The 16360-nt window shown below is 56.6% G+C and carries 18 protein-coding genes; 7 read left to right on the top strand and 11 right to left on the bottom strand.

What is annotated here, in order from left to right; genetic code table 11:
• Positions 1 to 15 precede the first annotated feature (15 nt).
• The 3 genes from GO984_RS09510 to GO984_RS09500 are packed head-to-tail and all read right to left on the bottom strand — an operon-like array spanning position 16 to position 1482.
• The gene (locus GO984_RS09510; RefSeq protein WP_245231060.1) at positions 16 to 339 is read right to left on the bottom strand and encodes a DUF6455 family protein; all 324 of its coding nucleotides are present in this window, start codon (positions 337 to 339) and stop codon (positions 16 to 18) included.
• Between the two features lie 27 nt (positions 340 to 366).
• On the bottom strand, positions 367 to 756 hold the full coding sequence (locus GO984_RS09505) for a YigZ family protein (protein WP_209279396.1): 390 nt from the start codon (positions 754 to 756) through the stop codon (positions 367 to 369).
• A gap of 3 nt (positions 757 to 759) precedes the next feature.
• The gene (locus tag GO984_RS09500; protein ID WP_157022296.1) at positions 760 to 1482 is read right to left on the bottom strand and encodes a M48 family metalloprotease; all 723 of its coding nucleotides are present in this window, start codon (positions 1480 to 1482) and stop codon (positions 760 to 762) included.
• A gap of 149 nt (positions 1483 to 1631) precedes the next feature.
• On the opposite strand from GO984_RS09500, the gene GO984_RS09495 reads away from it, so the two are divergent.
• Entirely contained in the window at positions 1632 to 1871 is a 240-nt protein-coding gene (locus tag GO984_RS09495) for a hypothetical protein (protein ID WP_138162615.1), read from the top strand.
• On the opposite strand, the gene GO984_RS09490 is transcribed toward GO984_RS09495, so the two are convergent.
• Positions 1847 to 2134: a DUF167 domain-containing protein gene (locus GO984_RS09490; protein WP_157022295.1), complete on the bottom strand. Its 288-nt coding sequence runs from the start codon at positions 2132 to 2134 to the stop codon at positions 1847 to 1849. The genes GO984_RS09495 and GO984_RS09490 overlap by 25 nt on opposite strands.
• A 177-nt stretch (positions 2135 to 2311) precedes the next feature.
• Here GO984_RS09490 and GO984_RS09485 point away from each other — a divergent pair, with 177 nt between their 5' ends.
• Genes GO984_RS09485 through GO984_RS09475 form a run of 3 tightly spaced genes read left to right on the top strand, consistent with a single transcriptional unit; the run spans position 2312 to position 4198 of the window.
• Entirely contained in the window at positions 2312 to 2890 is a 579-nt protein-coding gene (locus tag GO984_RS09485; protein ID WP_157022294.1) for a nitroreductase family protein, read from the top strand.
• Positions 2887 to 3579: an EI24 domain-containing protein gene (locus GO984_RS09480; RefSeq protein WP_157022293.1), complete on the top strand. Its 693-nt coding sequence runs from the start codon at positions 2887 to 2889 to the stop codon at positions 3577 to 3579. Before GO984_RS09485 ends, GO984_RS09480 begins: the two co-directional genes overlap by 4 nt.
• A 52-nt stretch (positions 3580 to 3631) precedes the next feature.
• Positions 3632 to 4198, top strand: coding sequence for an MAPEG family protein (locus GO984_RS09475; protein ID WP_157022292.1), 567 nt, complete (start codon positions 3632 to 3634; stop codon positions 4196 to 4198).
• Between the two features lie 9 nt (positions 4199 to 4207).
• Here GO984_RS09475 and GO984_RS09470 read toward each other — a convergent pair whose 3' ends face one another.
• Positions 4208 to 4483: a DUF1467 family protein gene (locus GO984_RS09470; protein WP_138162490.1), complete on the bottom strand. Its 276-nt coding sequence runs from the start codon at positions 4481 to 4483 to the stop codon at positions 4208 to 4210.
• 57 nt (positions 4484 to 4540) lie between these two features.
• Positions 4541 to 4945, bottom strand: a complete 405-nt coding sequence (gene mce / locus GO984_RS09465; protein WP_157022560.1) for a methylmalonyl-CoA epimerase — start codon at positions 4943 to 4945, stop codon at positions 4541 to 4543.
• A gap of 181 nt (positions 4946 to 5126) precedes the next feature.
• Here mce and GO984_RS09460 point away from each other — a divergent pair, with 181 nt between their 5' ends.
• Together GO984_RS09460 and GO984_RS23350 are read left to right on the top strand one after the other, a co-directional pair.
• Entirely contained in the window at positions 5127 to 5846 is a 720-nt protein-coding gene (locus GO984_RS09460) for a response regulator (protein WP_157022291.1), read from the top strand.
• Position 5847: 1 nt separating this feature from the next.
• A complete protein-coding gene (locus GO984_RS23350; RefSeq protein WP_167740282.1) occupies positions 5848 to 5997 on the top strand; it encodes a hypothetical protein in 150 nt (49 codons plus the stop codon).
• Between the two features lie 226 nt (positions 5998 to 6223).
• Here GO984_RS23350 and GO984_RS09455 read toward each other — a convergent pair whose 3' ends face one another.
• The 5 genes from GO984_RS09455 to GO984_RS09435 form a co-directional block, all read right to left on the bottom strand.
• Positions 6224 to 7438, bottom strand: a complete 1215-nt coding sequence (locus GO984_RS09455; protein WP_157022290.1) for a DUF1501 domain-containing protein — start codon at positions 7436 to 7438, stop codon at positions 6224 to 6226.
• Between the two features lie 13 nt (positions 7439 to 7451).
• The gene (locus GO984_RS09450; RefSeq protein ID WP_157022289.1) at positions 7452 to 8837 is read right to left on the bottom strand and encodes a DUF1800 domain-containing protein; all 1386 of its coding nucleotides are present in this window, start codon (positions 8835 to 8837) and stop codon (positions 7452 to 7454) included.
• Between the two features lie 185 nt (positions 8838 to 9022).
• Entirely contained in the window at positions 9023 to 10876 is a 1854-nt protein-coding gene (aspS, locus tag GO984_RS09445; RefSeq protein WP_157022559.1) for an aspartate--tRNA ligase, read from the bottom strand.
• An 82-nt stretch (positions 10877 to 10958) separates the two neighbouring features.
• Positions 10959 to 11630, bottom strand: a complete 672-nt coding sequence (locus GO984_RS09440; protein WP_157022288.1) for an aminotransferase class IV family protein — start codon at positions 11628 to 11630, stop codon at positions 10959 to 10961.
• Positions 11585 to 12709: an aminodeoxychorismate synthase component I gene (locus tag GO984_RS09435; protein ID WP_167740281.1), complete on the bottom strand. Its 1125-nt coding sequence runs from the start codon at positions 12707 to 12709 to the stop codon at positions 11585 to 11587. The genes GO984_RS09440 and GO984_RS09435 overlap by 46 nt, the downstream gene beginning before the upstream one ends.
• Before the next feature lie 187 nt (positions 12710 to 12896).
• Between GO984_RS09435 and carB the strand changes: the two genes are divergently transcribed.
• Complete coding sequence (gene carB, locus GO984_RS09430) at positions 12897 to 16256, top strand: carbamoyl-phosphate synthase large subunit (protein WP_157022287.1); 3360 nt, start codon at positions 12897 to 12899, stop codon at positions 16254 to 16256.
• The last annotated feature ends 104 nt before the right edge of the window (positions 16257 to 16360 follow it).

The following is a 16360-nucleotide window of genomic DNA, read 5'->3' as shown; positions in this document are numbered from 1 at the left end:
CTCCGGCTCCTCTGCTCAAATGGTTTGCTCATGCAGGTAGTCCAACAGGTCACGGTTGCGGCAATAGTCCGGCGGAGAAATCGAAGCGATACTATCTGTGGCCAGCAACTTGCCACACTGGCCGGGATGGGCGCATTTGGTGCACCTCAGCACCGCCTCGGACACCTCGTCCAGCGCCAGTGCGCCATCAATCGCTTGTTGTTGCAGGTCCAGTCCCGTTGCGGTGCCCATGTCATCAAACAGGGCTGCGTGTTTTTTCAGAGTGGCAAGGTCGGGCACGGCTATCTCCTGATCTGATCCAATACCGATCTGAATAGATGGCGCCGTCGTGCTTTGCATTGATGCAAGTCAAAACAGCAAAGAGCCTTATTCCGCAAACCCCTGATCCGACAAATAGGCCCGAACGGCATCCTGGACCCGTCGGAACCGATCACCCCCCAGTTTCTTGCCCCCATACCAGCGGGTGACAATAACCACATGATCTTTCAACTCGGACCGCTCCAACATGCGCAGAATAACCATACCAGCGCCGCTTTCACCGTCGTCGGCCTTGAGCCCGCCAGTGGGAAGAAGTGCCGCCCAGGTGTTATGGCTGGCCTTGGCGTAAGCCTTGTCGTGTTTCAGCCGCGCCAGCACGGCATCAATTTCGGCGCGCGAAGTGACCGTGGCGCCGGATACGGCGTACCGAGAACCACGATCCGTCAGGATCACGCCCAGCTGTACCAACTGCGGTTCTGGTGGTGTCATCTGTGTCATCAGTTAATTCAGACCTGGTGTTAGAGCGATGGTGCGGTGCACAACCTTGACCCTGTCATGGTTGGAAGGGTGGGTGCCCAGAAACCGGTCTCCCGGGTCTGGCAAACGGTTGAAGAACAACACACCAATGCTGGGCGAATAGCCAGATTGATGGGTTATGATGGTGCCCAGTTCATCCGCCTCCAGTTCAAACTCTTTGGAATAGCTACGGGCACCAACCAGAGCGCCCAGATCTTGCGCTTCGGCGATTTCTCCGGCGCTGGCGCCCGCTGCAGTTGCCAATCCAGCAAAGATGATTGCGCCGGACACCGCGTTCTCGTGCTGCCGCCGTAGATGACCACGAATATGGTGCGCGGCCTCATGTGACATCACAAAGGCCAGCTCGTCACGGTTTTCAAGATCTGCCAGCATGGCACGCGTAAAGGTAATCACCGGGCGACCGGAGCGCGAAAGACTTTGATAGGCATTGGCTGGCGCATCAGGGTTGCGGTCGATTTGGATCAGAAAATCACAATTCACCCCTTTGGTTCGGGCTCGGCATTCCTGTTCGGCCGCATAGTCAACCTGACGGGCCACAGTGGCAAATGCGGTCCCCACTTCATGTGGCGTCATGTCTCCTAAATTCTTAGCTGACTCGCCACTGCGCACCTTTTCCCCGGGGAAAGGAGGGGTATAAACTTCACATCCACCAAGGGCAAAAAGAAGCAGTAACAAAAGGCGGCGCATAAAAATCCCTTGGGCAATTCAAGTTGATACTAAAGACCTATCAGCACTGAGATCAATTGCACCCAGTCAATCCTTATCCCACATCAGTTAAAGATACTGTGATGCTACAAAGCCTTGCCAGAGGGACTGTCTCACGGCAAGCTGGGATTATGTTTACCATAGAACATGAGTTTGACGCCACCGTGATCACCCTCTTGGACGAAGGCACCGCGCCTTTGCAAGAAGATATCACCATCAATTCCTTTGCTGAATGTGTCACTATCGAGCAATACGACCCACGCACGGATCGGGTACAGCTGATAACCCTATCGCTGGACCAGCTACGCGACCTTTCAGTTGCACTAGACCTTCCCGAAGGGGTGTATCAGCTGCGTGATGCCACTGAATAGACAAACAGCTTTTCGCGCGCACCCTGCCCGCGTTTCAAAGTAAGATGCCTAGGTGCGACCCCCATTGCCGTTGCAAGCAGGGTTCGCACCGCTTCGTTGGCTTTACCGTTTTCTGGTACAACAGTCACCCGGACCCGCAGGCCGTCTTTGCCAAGCTCAATCCCGTTTCGTGATGCCTTAGGGGTGACCCGCACCAGGATCTCCATTCCGGGCTGAGCCAGATGGCTCAGGTCAGGCAGGTGTTTTTTCTTTGGTTTGCCCATTGTGGCAGTGTTGAACTGTACGGCGACGGATTTCCATGGATTTTATGCCTCCGGCGGGGATATTTATAGCTAGATGAAGCAGATCCGGGCAAATACTGGACCATCCGTGCTTTTAACCTTGAATTTCCTGCCCGGGCTGCCGAAATGGAAGCCATTCGATGTAACAAGGTTTTACATATGCCTCTCCAAAACGACGCCGCGCTGGATTTTCTACTGACACGCCGGTCACGCCCTGCCAAAACACTTGTCGCACCTGCCCCGAACCGTGCCGAGTTAGAGCCCCTGCTAACCGCAGCCGCCCGCACCCCGGATCATGGTAAGCTGGAGCCCTGGCGATTTATCGTCGTGGAAAAAGGTGCCATGGCACGACTGGCTGATCTGACCAGTCAGGCTGGGCACCGGCTGGGCAAAAGCCCGGAAGATATCGCCAAAGGGCGCAGCCAGTTTGAGTTGGGCCACCTGGCCGTTGTTGTGGTGGAGGTGCAAACCCCCAGCGCCAAAGTTCCTGCCCTTGAACAAACCTATTCTGCCGGGGCAGTCTGCTTGGCCTTGTTGAATGCGGCCCTTGCAGCAGGCTGGGGGGCCAATTGGCTATCCGGCTGGGTCAGCCATGATCCTGAGTTCTGCAAAGCGGCGTTTGATCTAGCGGACAATGAGCGCATCGCCGGGTTAATCCATATCGCAACCCAGGGTCCGATCCCGCCCGAGCGGCCACGGCCGGATCTGAACGCCAAGACAACCTGGATGACCCAATGATTTTTGATGCCTTCTTCAAAGCCATAGCTCAGACGGGCGATCCTAGGTTCCGCCGTGTCCTCGCCCTTGGTATTGGTCTGACACTGGCCCTTTTGGTCGCGGCCTACGCCTGTTTTCTGGTCTTGATCCAGTGGTTGGTGGGGCCTGATGCAACCGTGCCTGTGCTGGGTGAGGTGCGTTGGTTGGACGACCTGATGTCGATTGGTTCACTGATTTTCATGCTGATCCTGTCGGTGTTTCTGATGGTCCCGGTGGCCTCGGCCATTACATCAATGTTCCTGGACGAGGTGGCGCAGGCGGTTGAGGATAAACATTTCCCGCATTTGCCCCATGTCAGAAAGGCACCATTGTGGGAGTCAGCAAAGGACACTGTGAACTTTCTTGGTGTGTTGATCACGGCCAACGTGTTGGCGCTCATCCTCTATGTAATATTTCCACCCGCAGCGGTGTTCATTTTCTGGGGCATGAACGGGTTCTTGCTGGGGCGAGAGTATTTCACCCTTGCTGCAGCACGGCGTATTGGCTTGCCCGAAGCCAAAAAGCTACGCCGTAAACACGCCGGCACCATTTGGATGGCTGGCACGCTGATGGCCATGCCCCTGTCCATTCCGCTGATCAACCTGGTGATCCCGATCCTTGGTGCCGCCACTTTCACGCATATATTTCACGCGCTCAATCGGCGGGGGTGACCTCCTCCGCAACTTTCAGAGATTGGTGCCAAACACATATTGGACAGGTAACATGGACAAGCCAAAACGGGACAAACGCCAGATCGCGCTGATCATCATAGGGTACCCGTTTGGCCTCCTGATTATCGGTCTTGCCATAAACACGCTGGTCTTTGGTATTGGGCGCATCACGGTTTCGATGCCATCAATTGAGATCGTTTCGGCACTGATTATTGCCAGTGTTCTGCTTGTCATCAATCATGCTTGGTTGATGACAACAACGGAGCTAACCCGTTTAAAACACACTCTGTATGCCACCCCAGAAGAATGGGCAAAAAGTGGGGTCGACCCGCAGAACGCCTCGGCGGTTGGACTGCAGGAATTGGAACGTCGCCACAATGCCCATCGAAACACCACTGAGAATACTGTCTATTTTTGCCTGCTGGCGGCACTATTTACCGTCACATCCCCATCCACGCTGGCGGCGCAGGTCTGGTTGATTGGCTTTGCCATCGCCCGCTTGGGATACACCTACAGCTACATTGCCGGTCGGGATAATCTTCGAGGTTTTTTTATGAGCCTGAGCTTGCTGGCCATGTTTGGGTTGGCCAGCTACCTGTTGCTCAGCTTGGTGGTTTAACCCGAACGATCACTGTGGGTCCGGGTAGACATCCAGCCAGTCGAAATCATTGATGCTGATCACCTCGGACAGGATGATTCCGGCAATCACGGCCCACAACACCGCCGCAACCACGGTTGTGATAATCGCTTTTTGTTTCAGGTAGTGATTTTCTGGCGCACTGGAGTGTGTGCCGGGCACCACTTTGCCTTTATCGCCCTGGGTTTCCAGGCGGATCGGAATGATCACCAGGAAGCTCAGGAACCAGATCACTGCATAAAGCACCAATGCTGATGTAATTGCCATGTCGCGCGTCTCCATATACGGCCTGCCCCGCAAATGCGGGACCAGACCAAAGTAGTGTCAAACCTGTTCCAGTTCCACCAGGCAGCCGTTGAAATCCTTGGGATGCAAGAACAACACCGGTTTGCCATGTGCGCCAATCTTTGGTTCACCTGTCCCCAGAACTCGTGCGCCCTGCGCCAATAGATGATCACGGGCCTGCAAGATATCATCGACCTCGTAGCAGATATGATGGATGCCGCCAGCTGGATTTTTTTCAAGAAATCCAGTGATCGGCGAGCTGTCGCCCAAGGGGTATAGCAGTTCGATCTTGGTATTGGGCAATTCAATGAACACCACGGTCACACCATGGTCTGGCTCGTCCTGTGGCGCCCCCACAACAGCCCCAAGGGTGTCACGGTATTGCGCTATCGATGCCTCTAGGTCGGGCACCGCAATGGCCACATGATTTAACCGGCCGATCATCATCGCTTCTCCTGTTTGGTTTGGTGGTGCGGTTATGCGGGCTGTCGCCGTATGGAGCAAGTGCGCGAATGCGCCCAGTACCGCGCCGGAATTTTTCATATGGCAAGACCACGCGCTGCGTTAACCCAGAATTAGCCTCGATTTCCTAGCGTCATGTCCATTGCCGAAAGGAGCAAGAGTTATGGACGATTCGGACCTGTTTGCCGCCGCACACTGCCAACCCACCTCACGGCGCCCCCTGTTGGGGCTGACCATTCTGGTGGTCGAGGACAGCCGCTATGCCTGCGAGGCCATGCGACTGCTATGTCTGCGCAGTGGCGCCAGAATACGCAGAGCAGACTGTTTGAAATCCGCGCGTCGGCATTTACAAGTCTATCGACCCTCGGTGCTGATTGTTGATCTGGGCCTGCCGGATGGATCTGGTGTAGATCTCATTGAAGAAGCCGTCGCCGCCAGCCCACGGGTCAGCGTTGTACTTGGCACTTCTGGCGATGATACTGGTCAAGACGCCACACTTGCCGCTGGTGCAGATGGATTTCTGGCCAAACCCGTGACCTCACTTGCCACTTTCCAAGAGGCAATCCTGTCGCGCCTGCCGGCCGATCGTCAACCCATGGGTCCACGCGAACTGCAGGATGAAGTCATCCACCCAGATCGGCTCGCCTTTCAAGACGACATGGCCCATGTCGCCGATGTGCTGAGCGACTCGCATGAAGAGAAAATCCTGAACTACGTTGCGCAGTTTTTGGGTGGCGTTGCCCGCAGTGTTGGGGATAACCCACTTGCCGACGCCGCAAGCGGGCTGTCGCACGCCTTGTCTTCAGGCAGTCCGGTCAACGCCGAAGCTGCACGCATTGCTGGGCTGGTACAAGAGCGCATGAACCAGAGGTTGGCCATTTGATATGCTGGAGGCTGTTCTGATCACAGGTGTTACCCTGGTCATTGTGTTATATGGTCAGGCCCGGCATGCGGCGCGCGAAATCCGCCGCAATCGGACCAACAGCTATCAGTACAGATCCGAATCTCTGCTCATTTTGTCGCAGGACAGCTAGCATATACGTCGCATGACTGTTGCTTGACAGATCTCAGCCGAACCGCCCTGCTCACGCATGTTTTAGTGGTCAAAGTTCCAGTTGAGCAAAGCGCCGTTTGATGGGTTCAGTAAGATCTGGACCTGAGCTTCCAGATCGCAGATCTAAAGCTCTCTGCTACAGGATCGAACATTTAGAGTTCCTTCGGTTAGGGGCTTTGGGGAAGGAAGCTGTCAAATTTAGCCGCTCACAAAAGAAGCCCCGGATCTTCTCCCATGTCCAGCCCAGGAAATACCTCCTGCTCCAGCGTTTCCCGGCCAACCCCAATCAACCCCTGCAGGACCCAGGCCGCCTGCCCGCGCACATCGGCGGTCGGCATAAGGTCGCGGCGGTCAAATAGATCGGCCTCTGCCAATCCGGGCCAACGGCCGTGGACCTTGCCGCCATGAATGGCGCCACCCGCCAGTAACATCGCCCCCCCGGTGCCATGGTCTGTGCCCTCAGTCCCGTTTTCACGCACAGTGCGGCCAAATTCAGTCATCGCCAGAACCGCTGTCTTGTTCCACACCGCTGGGCCTACGCCATCTCGCAACGCCAAAATGCAATCCGACAACCGGCCAAATCCGGCTTTGAGCCCCGCAGCTTGTCGTGAGTGCGTATCCCATCCGTTGATCGAAAATGCGGCAACCCGGGTCTCGTTGCGAAGCCTTTCAGCTGCGTATTCTGCTATCTTTTGATGGGTTTTACCGCGAGTGGGTAATGGCATGGTCATTTCCATCATGGAACTGTCATCACCTTCAAAATCCTGCTGCCCCACCCCACCCTGAGACAGGGCCAGGGCTTCGGCCAAAGCCGACTGGAACAACGGATCACCCTGCATCAATTGCTCTGCCAGTAATTCAGCCTGTGGACTGAGAATGAGCGCCGCATCCGGACCCCATTCCGAAACCGGTGCTCCTCCGTTCAGCAGCTTCATCTCACCCTGACCGATGGCAAATGCAGTCCGGCTCTCTACCCCTCCCATGTGCTGTAACATTCGGTTCAACCAGCCATCAGACACCTGCCCTAATCCCATGCTGCCGGCCTCCAGCAAATCTTGACCATCGAAATGGCTACGCCTGTTTCGATATGGCGTGGAAACCGCATGAACAAACCCCAACTCACCTGCTTTCCAAAGCGGCATCAACCGAGACAGTTCAGAGTGCAAAGAAAAGAACCCATCCAGATCCAAGCCCCCCTTCAGGGGCCCCCCGGCCAGCTTGTTTCGCAACCCCGCATAGGCAGGGTCACCATAGGGCTGCACCATATCCAAAGCATCTAGTCCACCGCGCAGAATGATCACCACCAGTCGCGTGTCCCAAGGGGCAGCAGCAAAACTAACCGGCGTCAGCAACGGGCTCGCGGCGGCTGAACACCCGATAGCGGCAGAACGGGTCAAAAAATGGCGTCGGGTCAGGGTCATATCATGCCTCCTGTTAGCGGCGCTGAAATGCGGGCGAGGACAAGACCAGCCCGATTGCTTCGGATTGGGTTTCTGCAGCACCCGCAGCAAACTGGACCGGGCCTGTGGCAAAGGAACCAAGACTGGTCATGACAAAGGTTTCAGGTGGCGGTAAGAGATCGACGAGATGCTGTGGCGCCAACATGGCCCAGCGGATCCGGGCCGCCAAACTCTGAGGCGTTATCCAAGCGTCATCCTCTTCCGGCCAGCCATCCGGACCCAGCGGAGTCTCCCACTTCTGCCCCATCATGGTCATCGGTTTGATCAGATGACTGACGACATTTTGTGGAAAACCCTCTTGCAACTTTTCCGGGCGCACCGCCAATGCGCGGCAGGCACTTGTAACAAAATCCAATGGTGGCTTTACATTGCGCAACTCTGACACCCAGGCAGCGGGATGTTCCAACAGCGCAGCATAGACCTGCTCCAAATTGCCGCCGGTGTCGCGAAACCGGGCTGCAACATGGTCAACCAGGGCGGGGTCTGGGGTGTCCTCTACAAAATGCACCACCAGTTTGCGGGCGATGTGGGCAGCCGTTGCAGGGTGCACGGAAAGGTCATGCAACACGGCATGAATTTGGGTCAACCGTGCGGGACCACCTCCATATTGCTTTCCCAGAATTGTCTCATGTCCCGGTTCGGCCAAATTAGGACGGAACTGAAACCCCTTTTTGAAATTGCTCTTCAGCCCCGTAAAGAGCTCTGCCAGTTGTCGAACATCTTGCTGACTGTATGGACCATCCACCCCAAGTGTGTGCAATTCCAAGACTTCACGGGCCAGATTTTCATTCAACCCTATTGGTTTACCTGCGCGCTGCGCGGCGCGACTACCGGGGCCAACTGATCGGTTTTGATCCAAATAGCTCAACATGAGTGGATGGGTGACAGCTGCAACCAACAACTCAGAAAATCGGCCTGTCAAATGTGGTCTAATCGCTGTTTCCACATAGGGCGCATTCATCTGGCGACTCAAGCTGCCTTTGCCAATGGCTGTAAAGTGGTCGGCCCAAAACAGCGTCAGTCGCTCACGGAAGCCATCCCTGGTTTGACTATGACGCAGAACAACGTGGCTAAACCAGCGCGCCCAATTGGCGCGCTCATGCCTGCGCATCGCCTTGTACGTCTTGTTCAATTCCTCAAAAGCATCAGTCCCCTGCGCTTTTCTGCGCTTGCGGCGCAATGCATTGAGTTCGGACAAGTACGGCATCAAGCTGTCGGAGCTATCAATTGGGTAGGCGGTGGCCATGTGATCTGGTCCAGCCAAGTGCTGCAAAATATCTTCGACAGCGTCTTTCGCGGGCAGAACGGGTGACAATCCGCACCCAAATCGAATCTCTGCCAACTCTGGTGTAAATGCCATGATCTTACCCCCAGGCGATTTCGCACTTCTAACCCGGCTCTGATCGCTTCAAAGTGGATCTTCCCTTATTATACGTGCCCCAACTGGAATTCCGTCGCTTTTTCTTCAGCAGGCTTCTTTTTGCTCACGAAAAAGGCCCGGGAATTTCCCGGGCCTTTGAATTCTAGTTCTAACAGTGCCGTAAGTTACTGATCTTGTGGGATCACCCGCAGTCCCAGCTCCATCAGCTGATCCGAAGTTGGATCACTTGGGGCGTTCATCATCAGATCTTCGGCGCGCTGGTTCATTGGGAACATCACCACTTCGCGGATGTTGGCCTCGTCTGCCAGCAGCATCACGATACGGTCAACACCAGCGGCACAGCCACCGTGTGGCGGGGCACCGTACTGGAACGCATTGACCATACCGCCAAAGCGCTTTTCGACTTCGTCTTTGCCGTAGCCAGCGATTTCAAACGCCTTGAACATGATTTCAGGACGGTGGTTCCGGATCGCACCCGACACTAGTTCATAGCCGTTACAGGCCAGATCATACTGATAACCCAGCACCTTGAGCGGATCGCCCAGCAGCGCGTCCATGCCACCCTGCGGCATCGAGAACGGGTTGTGCTCGAAATCAATCTTGCCGGTTTCTTCGTCTGCTTCGTAGATCGGGAAATCTACGATCCAAGCAAAGGCAAAGCGGTCCTTGTCAGTCAGACCCAGTTCGTCACCAATAACGGTACGGGCGCGGCCAGCAACGGCTTCGAACGCCTTAGGTTTACCACCCAAGAAGAAGGCCGCATCGCCCACGTCCAGACCCAGCTGCTGACGGATCGCCTCGGTGCGCTCGGGGCCGATGTTTTTGGCTAGCGGACCGGCGGCTTCGTTACCCAGAGTGATCTCGCCGGATTTGACCAGCGCGTTCACCTCTTTGACGGTGATGCCACGTTCCTGCGCAATCGAGTCCGGCGACTGTTTGCGCCAGAAGATATAGCCCATGCCCGGCAGACCTTCGCCTTGGGCGAATTTGTTCATGCGGTCACAGAACTTGCGGCCACCGCCACCGGGGGCTGGAATGGCACGCACTTCGGTGCCTTCGTTTTCCAGCAAGCTGGCAAAGATCGCAAAACCGGACCCACGGAAGTGATCCGAGACCACTTGCATCTTGATCGGGTTCCGCAGGTCAGGCTTGTCCGAGCCATACCACAGCGCCGCATCCTTGTACGAGATCTGCGGCCATTCCTGGTCTACCTTGCGGCCTCCGCCGAACTCTTCGAACACGCCTTGCAGAACAGGCTGGATGGTGTCGAACACGTCCTGCTGCTCAACAAAGGACATCTCTAGGTCGAGCTGGTAGAAATCGGTTGGCGACCGGTCGGCGCGCGGATCTTCGTCGCGGAAACACGGTGCGATCTGGAAATACTTGTCGAAGCCAGCAACCATCATCAGCTGTTTAAACTGCTGAGGGGCCTGTGGCAGAGCGTAGAATTTGCCAGGGTGCAAACGCGATGGAACCAGAAAATCACGCGCGCCTTCTGGCGAGGACGCAGTGATGATCGGTGTCTGATACTCGCGGAAGTCTTTTTCCCACATGCGCTTGCGCATCGAGGTCACAACATCCGAACGCAGCTTCATGTTGGTCTGCATCGCCTCGCGGCGCAGATCCAGATAGCGGTACTTCAGGCGGGTTTCTTCTGGGTATTCCTGATCGCCAAAGACCATCAATGGCAGTTCTTCGGACTGGCCCAGAACCTCAATATCGCGAATAAAAACTTCGATTTCGCCGGTCGGGATCGCCTTATTGATCAGGCTCTCATCCCGGGCCAACACGTTGCCTTCAATCTTGATGCACCACTCTGAGCGCACTTTTTCCAGCTCGGCAAACACCGGACTGTCGGGATCGGCCATGACCTGCGTGATGCCGTAGTGATCGCGCAGATCGATGAACAACAAGCCGCCGTGATCGCGGACACGATGGACCCAGCCAGACAGGCGAACAGTCTCGCCAACATTGGCGGCAGTCAGGGCGGCGCAGGTATGGCTGCGATAGGCGTGCATGGTTTGACCTTTCGTCACTCGGTATCGGCGCAGCAAAGCGCGGAATTCGTCCGGGCCGATACACAGGGTTGCGGCCCGGTTGTCAAGCAAACTGGGCGAAATGACTGCATTCTGGTGCCCAAATGGCCTGCGTTGCCCCGCGCAGCGCGTTGACCAGTTCGATACGGCCTGCCCCCTTTAGGTCTGACAGTGTCAGGACTGCCTCGCGCAACATCCCCAGTTCCAACTGATTTTGGCGGTAGACACCGGGCAAACACCCCGAACTAAGCGGTGGCGTGAGGTGGTCCCCGTCCGGTGTGACGATTAAAACGTTGGAGATAGCCCCTTCACACACCTCGTCACGTTCATTCAGAAAAACCGCTTCGCCCACGCCCTCGGGCAGCGCGGCCCTTGCCCGGTCAAATTGGTCTCGCAGAGTGGTTTTGTGACGCAACAAAGCAGTTTCAGAATCGAGCCGTTCCTGGGAAATCACAAATCGCATCAGATCCATCGGGGCAGGCATCGGGGCGGTTTCCAGATCCAGATCCCCAGCCCGGCCAAGGGTCAGCCGACAGCGCAACGCCACATTCGCAGAGATACCATTCAGCCGCTGCAACACCGAATTCAAATCAAATTCAAAGCCCAGCGCCGCAGCCGAGGCCTGCAACCGCTGCACATGCAGGGATGCGCGTGCAACTCCCTGGCCTGGAACATAGCCAAAGGTTTCGATCAGGCGAAAGTCTTGGTCAGAGGTTGTGCAAATCTGGTCTTCCATACGGCTTCCTCATATTCGGATTCAGCTGTGCTATCCCAGACCACTCCACCGCCGACATTCAGCACCGCCTTGTGATTTTCAACCAGCAACGTACGGATCGCGACGTTAAAGCAAGACCGCCCATCAGGTGCAGCCCAACCGATAGAACCGCAATAGATGTCTCTCGGCCAAGGCTCCAGCCCGCGCAGGACCTCCATCGCACGGATTTTCGGCGCACCGGTGATAGATCCACAGGGGAATAGCGCCCGAAAAATGTCACCCAGCCCAGCATCGTCGTTCAACTGGGCGCGCACAGTCGAAACCATCTGATGGACAGTGGCATAGCTTTCGACGGCAAACAGTTCCGGCACATGCACAGTGCCGATTTTTGCCACGCGACTGATGTCATTGCGCAGCAGATCTACGATCATCAGGTTTTCAGCACGGTTCTTTTCATCACGTTGCAGAAATTCACGAAGGACAGCATCTTCTACCGGATCGTCACTGCGCGGCTGGGTGCCCTTCATGGGACGAGTTTCGATCACACCATTTGCATCTGTTCGGAAAAACAGTTCCGGCGAGCGTGAGAGCAGATCTGGCAGATTGGCCTGTTCGACCAGCGCGCCGTGTCCCACGGGCTGCAACTCAGCCAGCGTGGTATAAAGATCGCGGCTGTTACCCTGCAAATCCGCATCCAACGGGAAGGTCAGGTTGGCCTGATATATGTCGCCAGCCCCGATATCTTGATTGACCTGTGCAAAGGCCGAAGTATAGCGAGCAAAATCCCAGCGAGGGGCTAGATTGCGAAGCCCCAGCTTGCCCGGTGACATCTGCGCCTGTGCGACCGGAGGGACATAGACGCCAAAGCAGATCAGGGGCAGCCGTCGGTCGGTCGGCATCAAGGGCGTCAACTTGGGTTCCAGCGCATAGCCAAGCTCGTAGGAGGCATAACCTGCCACCCAACACCCATCCGCACGTACCGCATCCAGTGCCGCAAGTGCGGCAGGCACCGAATCGGCGTCATCCGCTCGAATGATCCTTCCCGGGTCAGCGAACACGGTCCCCGCCCCCATGGGCCCTTGATCAAAGGTGATACGCACTTAGTTCCATCCCATTGGTCTGTTACCACGTCATATAGATGTTCGCATAACGCACGAAAGGGATGGTTGCGGCAATTTAGAACCTATTTGCGATCCCCCTTGCACCTTTCCGCGCGGGGCCTATAACGCAGGACAATTTGGGCGCTTGGGGGCGCTCTCGACTCGCGCACATCGAAGGAACATGGCCATGCCAAAAAGAACCGACATCCAATCGATCATGATCATTGGTGCGGGGCCCATTGTTATTGGCCAAGCCTGCGAATTTGACTACTCCGGCGCACAGGCCTGTAAGGCGCTGCGCGAAGAGGGATACCGGGTTATTCTGGTCAACTCGAACCCCGCCACAATCATGACCGATCCCGGTCTGGCAGACGCTACTTATATCGAGCCAATCACCCCCGAAGTGGTTGCCAAGATCATCGAGAAAGAGCGCCCTGACGCGCTGCTGCCGACCATGGGCGGCCAGACCGGGTTGAACACTTCGCTGGCGCTGGAAGAGATGGGCGTGCTGGAGAAATTTGACGTCGAGATGATCGGTGCCACCCGCGATGCTATTGAAATGGCAGAAGATCGCAAGCTGTTCCGCGAAGCGATGGATCGCTTGGGCATTGAAAACCCGCGCGCCACAATCGTCACCGCCCCCAAACTGGACGACGGCAAGGCTGACCTGGATGAGGGTGTGCGCATTGCCCTCGAATCTTTGGAAGACATCGGGTTACCGGCCATCATCCGCCCTGCATTCACCATGGGCGGAACTGGCGGCGGTGTCGCCTATAACCGCGACGACTATGTCCACTTCTGCCGCACTGGCATGGACGCCTCTCCGGTGAACCAGATCCTGGTCGACGAGAGCTTGCTGGGCTGGAAAGAATTTGAGATGGAGGTTGTGCGCGACAAGGCTGACAACGCCATCATCGTCTGCGCCATCGAGAACATCGACCCAATGGGCGTGCACACCGGTGATTCGATCACAGTTGCCCCGGCGCTGACCTTGACCGACAAAGAATACCAGATCATGCGGACCCATTCGGTCAATGTTCTGCGCGAAATCGGCGTGGAAACTGGCGGATCGAACGTTCAGTGGGCGGTAAACCCTGCCGACGGCCGAATGGTTGTGATTGAAATGAACCCACGGGTCAGCCGTTCTTCTGCGCTGGCGTCCAAGGCGACCGGCTTCCCGATTGCCAAGATCGCCGCAAAACTGGCCGTCGGATATACTCTGGACGAGCTGGACAATGACATCACCAAGGTGACACCGGCCAGTTTTGAGCCGAGCATCGACTATGTTGTCACCAAGATCCCAAAGTTCGCATTTGAGAAATTCCCCGGTTCCGTGCCCTATCTGACCACCGCGATGAAGTCGGTTGGTGAGACCATGGCAATCGGCCGCACCATCCACGAAAGCTTGCAAAAGGCGCTGGCGTCGATGGAATCTGACCTGACTGGGTTTGATGAAGTCGACATTCCCGGTGTTTCAGTCGGGCTGTGGGAAGATGCAAGCGCTGACAAAGCCGCCGTGATCAAAGCAATCGGCATGCAAACCCCAGACCGCATGCGCACCATTGCGCAGGCGATGCGCCATGGGTTGACGGATGATGAGATCCACGGCGTCACCATGTTTGACCCTTGGTTCCTAGCCCGCATCCGCGAGATTATCGAGGCAGAGGCCGAAGTGCGCGCCAATGGGTTGCCCACTGACGAGCGCGGCATTCGTAATCTGAAGATGCTCGGCTTTACCGATGCGCGTCTTGCCAACCTGACAGAAGCAACCGAAACCGACGTGCGCAAATCCCGCCGTGCCTTGGGTGTTACTGCCGTATTCAAACGCATCGACACCTGCGCAGCTGAATTCGAGGCGCAAACGCCGTACATGTATTCCACCTACGAAGCCCCAATGATGGGCGAGGCGGAATGTGAGGCCCGCCCAAGTGACCGCAAGAAAGTGGTTATTCTGGGTGGCGGTCCAAACCGGATCGGCCAAGGGATTGAATTTGACTACTGCTGCTGTCACGCCTGTTATGCGCTGACCGATGCTGGGTACGAGACCATCATGGTCAACTGCAACCCGGAAACCGTGTCGACCGACTATGACACTTCGGACCGGTTGTATTTTGAGCCGCTGACGTTTGAACACGTCATGGAAATTCTGGAGACCGAAAAGCAAAACGGCACCCTGCATGGTGTGATTGTTCAGTTTGGCGGTCAGACCCCGCTGAAACTCGCCAACGCGCTAGAGGCCGAAGGCATTCCAATCCTTGGCACCACACCTGACGCAATTGACCTGGCCGAAGACCGCGAGCGGTTCCAGGCGCTGGTCAATGAATTGGGCCTGAAACAGCCAACCAACGGCATTGCCTCGACTGACGAGGAAGCGCTGGAAATTGCTGGTGAAATCGGCTTCCCACTGGTGATCCGCCCGTCTTATGTGCTGGGTGGCCGCGCGATGGAAATCGTCCGCGACATGGCCCAGCTGGAACGCTACATCGCTGAGGCGGTTGTGGTGTCCGGCGACAGCCCTGTTTTGCTCGACAGCTACCTGTCCGGCGCGGTGGAACTAGACGTGGATGCGATCTGTGACGGCAAGGACGTGCACGTCGCTGGCATCATGCAGCACATCGAAGAGGCTGGTGTGCACTCGGGCGATAGTGCCTGTTCGCTGCCCCCCTACTCTCTGTCAGACGAAATCCTGACAGAAATCAAAGAACAAACCTATGCTTTGGCCAAAGGGTTGAACGTTGTTGGCCTGATGAACATCCAGTTCGCCATCAAAGACGGCGTGATCTACCTGATCGAAGTGAACCCGCGCGCCAGCCGCACCGTGCCGTTTGTCGCCAAGGCCACAGACAGCGCCATCGCTTCGATTGCGGCGCGTGTCATGGCCGGCGAGCCGCTCAGCAACTTCCCGATGCGCGAGCCATATAAGGCTGACGCCAAATATGACGACGTGTTGCCACTGGGTGATCCGATGACACTGGCCGATCCCAACATGCCCTGGTTCTCGGTGAAAGAGGCAGTGCTGCCTTTCGCTCGCTTCCCCGGCGTTGACACCATCCTGGGGCCAGAAATGCGCTCCACCGGTGAAGTCATGGGCTGGGACCGCGACTTCCCACGCGCCTTTCTGAAGGCGCAAATGGGCGCTGGAATGGTGCTGCCGTCCTCCGGTCAGGCCTTTGTGTCGATCAAGGATGCTGACAAGGGTGCCCTGATGCTGGAAGCGGCGCAGGTTCTGGTCGAACAGGGCTTTACCCTGCTGGCCACCCGCGGCACCCAAAGCTGGCTGAGCGGCCACGGCGTTGCCTGTGAGCTGGTCAACAAGGTTTATGAAGGCCGCCCCCACGTGGTTGACCTGCTAAAAGACGGCCATGTGCAGCTGCTGATGAACACCACCGAAGGCGCGCAGGCGGTTGAGGACAGCAAAGACATGCGGTCCGTCGCCCTGTACGACAAGATCCCCTATTTCACCACCGCCGCTGGTGCCAACGCTGCCGCCTTGGCAATCAAGGCACAGGCTGAGGGTGAAGTTGAGGTGAAATCGCTTCAAGGTTAAATCCTTAGCGGGGCGGTTTTACTGCCCCCCTACCTTCCGTTTGTTATAAATTCCTCGGGGTCCGGGGCTCCGCCCCGGCTGCCTACCCTGTTGAACCCTAGGTC

The organism is Parasedimentitalea huanghaiensis (genome assembly GCF_009753675.1).
Classification (GTDB): domain Bacteria; phylum Pseudomonadota; class Alphaproteobacteria; order Rhodobacterales; family Rhodobacteraceae; genus Parasedimentitalea; species Parasedimentitalea huanghaiensis.
This window is presented reverse-complemented; position numbering and strand designations above follow the sequence as displayed.

Bases quoted from the DNA above. Each gene is read 5' to 3' on its own strand.
- GO984_RS09510 (WP_245231060.1), bottom strand. From the start codon at position 339: ATGCAAAGCACGACGGCGCCATCTATTCAGATCGGTATTGGATCAGAT.
- GO984_RS09505 (WP_209279396.1), bottom strand. From the start codon at position 756: ATGACACAGATGACACCACCAGAACCGCAGTTGGTACAGCTGGGCGTG.
- GO984_RS09500 (WP_157022296.1), bottom strand. From the start codon at position 1,482: ATGCGCCGCCTTTTGTTACTGCTTCTTTTTGCCCTTGGTGGATGTGAA.
- GO984_RS09495 (WP_138162615.1), top strand. From the start codon at position 1,632: ATGTTTACCATAGAACATGAGTTTGACGCCACCGTGATCACCCTCTTG.
- GO984_RS09490 (WP_157022295.1), bottom strand. From the start codon at position 2,134: ATGGGCAAACCAAAGAAAAAACACCTGCCTGACCTGAGCCATCTGGCT.
- GO984_RS09485 (WP_157022294.1), top strand. From the start codon at position 2,312: ATGCCTCTCCAAAACGACGCCGCGCTGGATTTTCTACTGACACGCCGG.
- GO984_RS09480 (WP_157022293.1), top strand. From the start codon at position 2,887: ATGATTTTTGATGCCTTCTTCAAAGCCATAGCTCAGACGGGCGATCCT.
- GO984_RS09475 (WP_157022292.1), top strand. From the start codon at position 3,632: ATGGACAAGCCAAAACGGGACAAACGCCAGATCGCGCTGATCATCATA.
- GO984_RS09470 (WP_138162490.1), bottom strand. From the start codon at position 4,483: ATGGCAATTACATCAGCATTGGTGCTTTATGCAGTGATCTGGTTCCTG.
- mce (WP_157022560.1), bottom strand. From the start codon at position 4,945: ATGATCGGCCGGTTAAATCATGTGGCCATTGCGGTGCCCGACCTAGAG.
- GO984_RS09460 (WP_157022291.1), top strand. From the start codon at position 5,127: ATGGACGATTCGGACCTGTTTGCCGCCGCACACTGCCAACCCACCTCA.
- GO984_RS23350 (WP_167740282.1), top strand. From the start codon at position 5,848: ATGCTGGAGGCTGTTCTGATCACAGGTGTTACCCTGGTCATTGTGTTA.
- GO984_RS09455 (WP_157022290.1), bottom strand. From the start codon at position 7,438: ATGACCCTGACCCGACGCCATTTTTTGACCCGTTCTGCCGCTATCGGG.
- GO984_RS09450 (WP_157022289.1), bottom strand. From the start codon at position 8,837: ATGGCATTTACACCAGAGTTGGCAGAGATTCGATTTGGGTGCGGATTG.
- aspS (WP_157022559.1), bottom strand. From the start codon at position 10,876: ATGCACGCCTATCGCAGCCATACCTGCGCCGCCCTGACTGCCGCCAAT.
- GO984_RS09440 (WP_157022288.1), bottom strand. From the start codon at position 11,630: ATGGAAGACCAGATTTGCACAACCTCTGACCAAGACTTTCGCCTGATC.
- carB (WP_157022287.1), top strand. From the start codon at position 12,897: ATGCCAAAAAGAACCGACATCCAATCGATCATGATCATTGGTGCGGGG.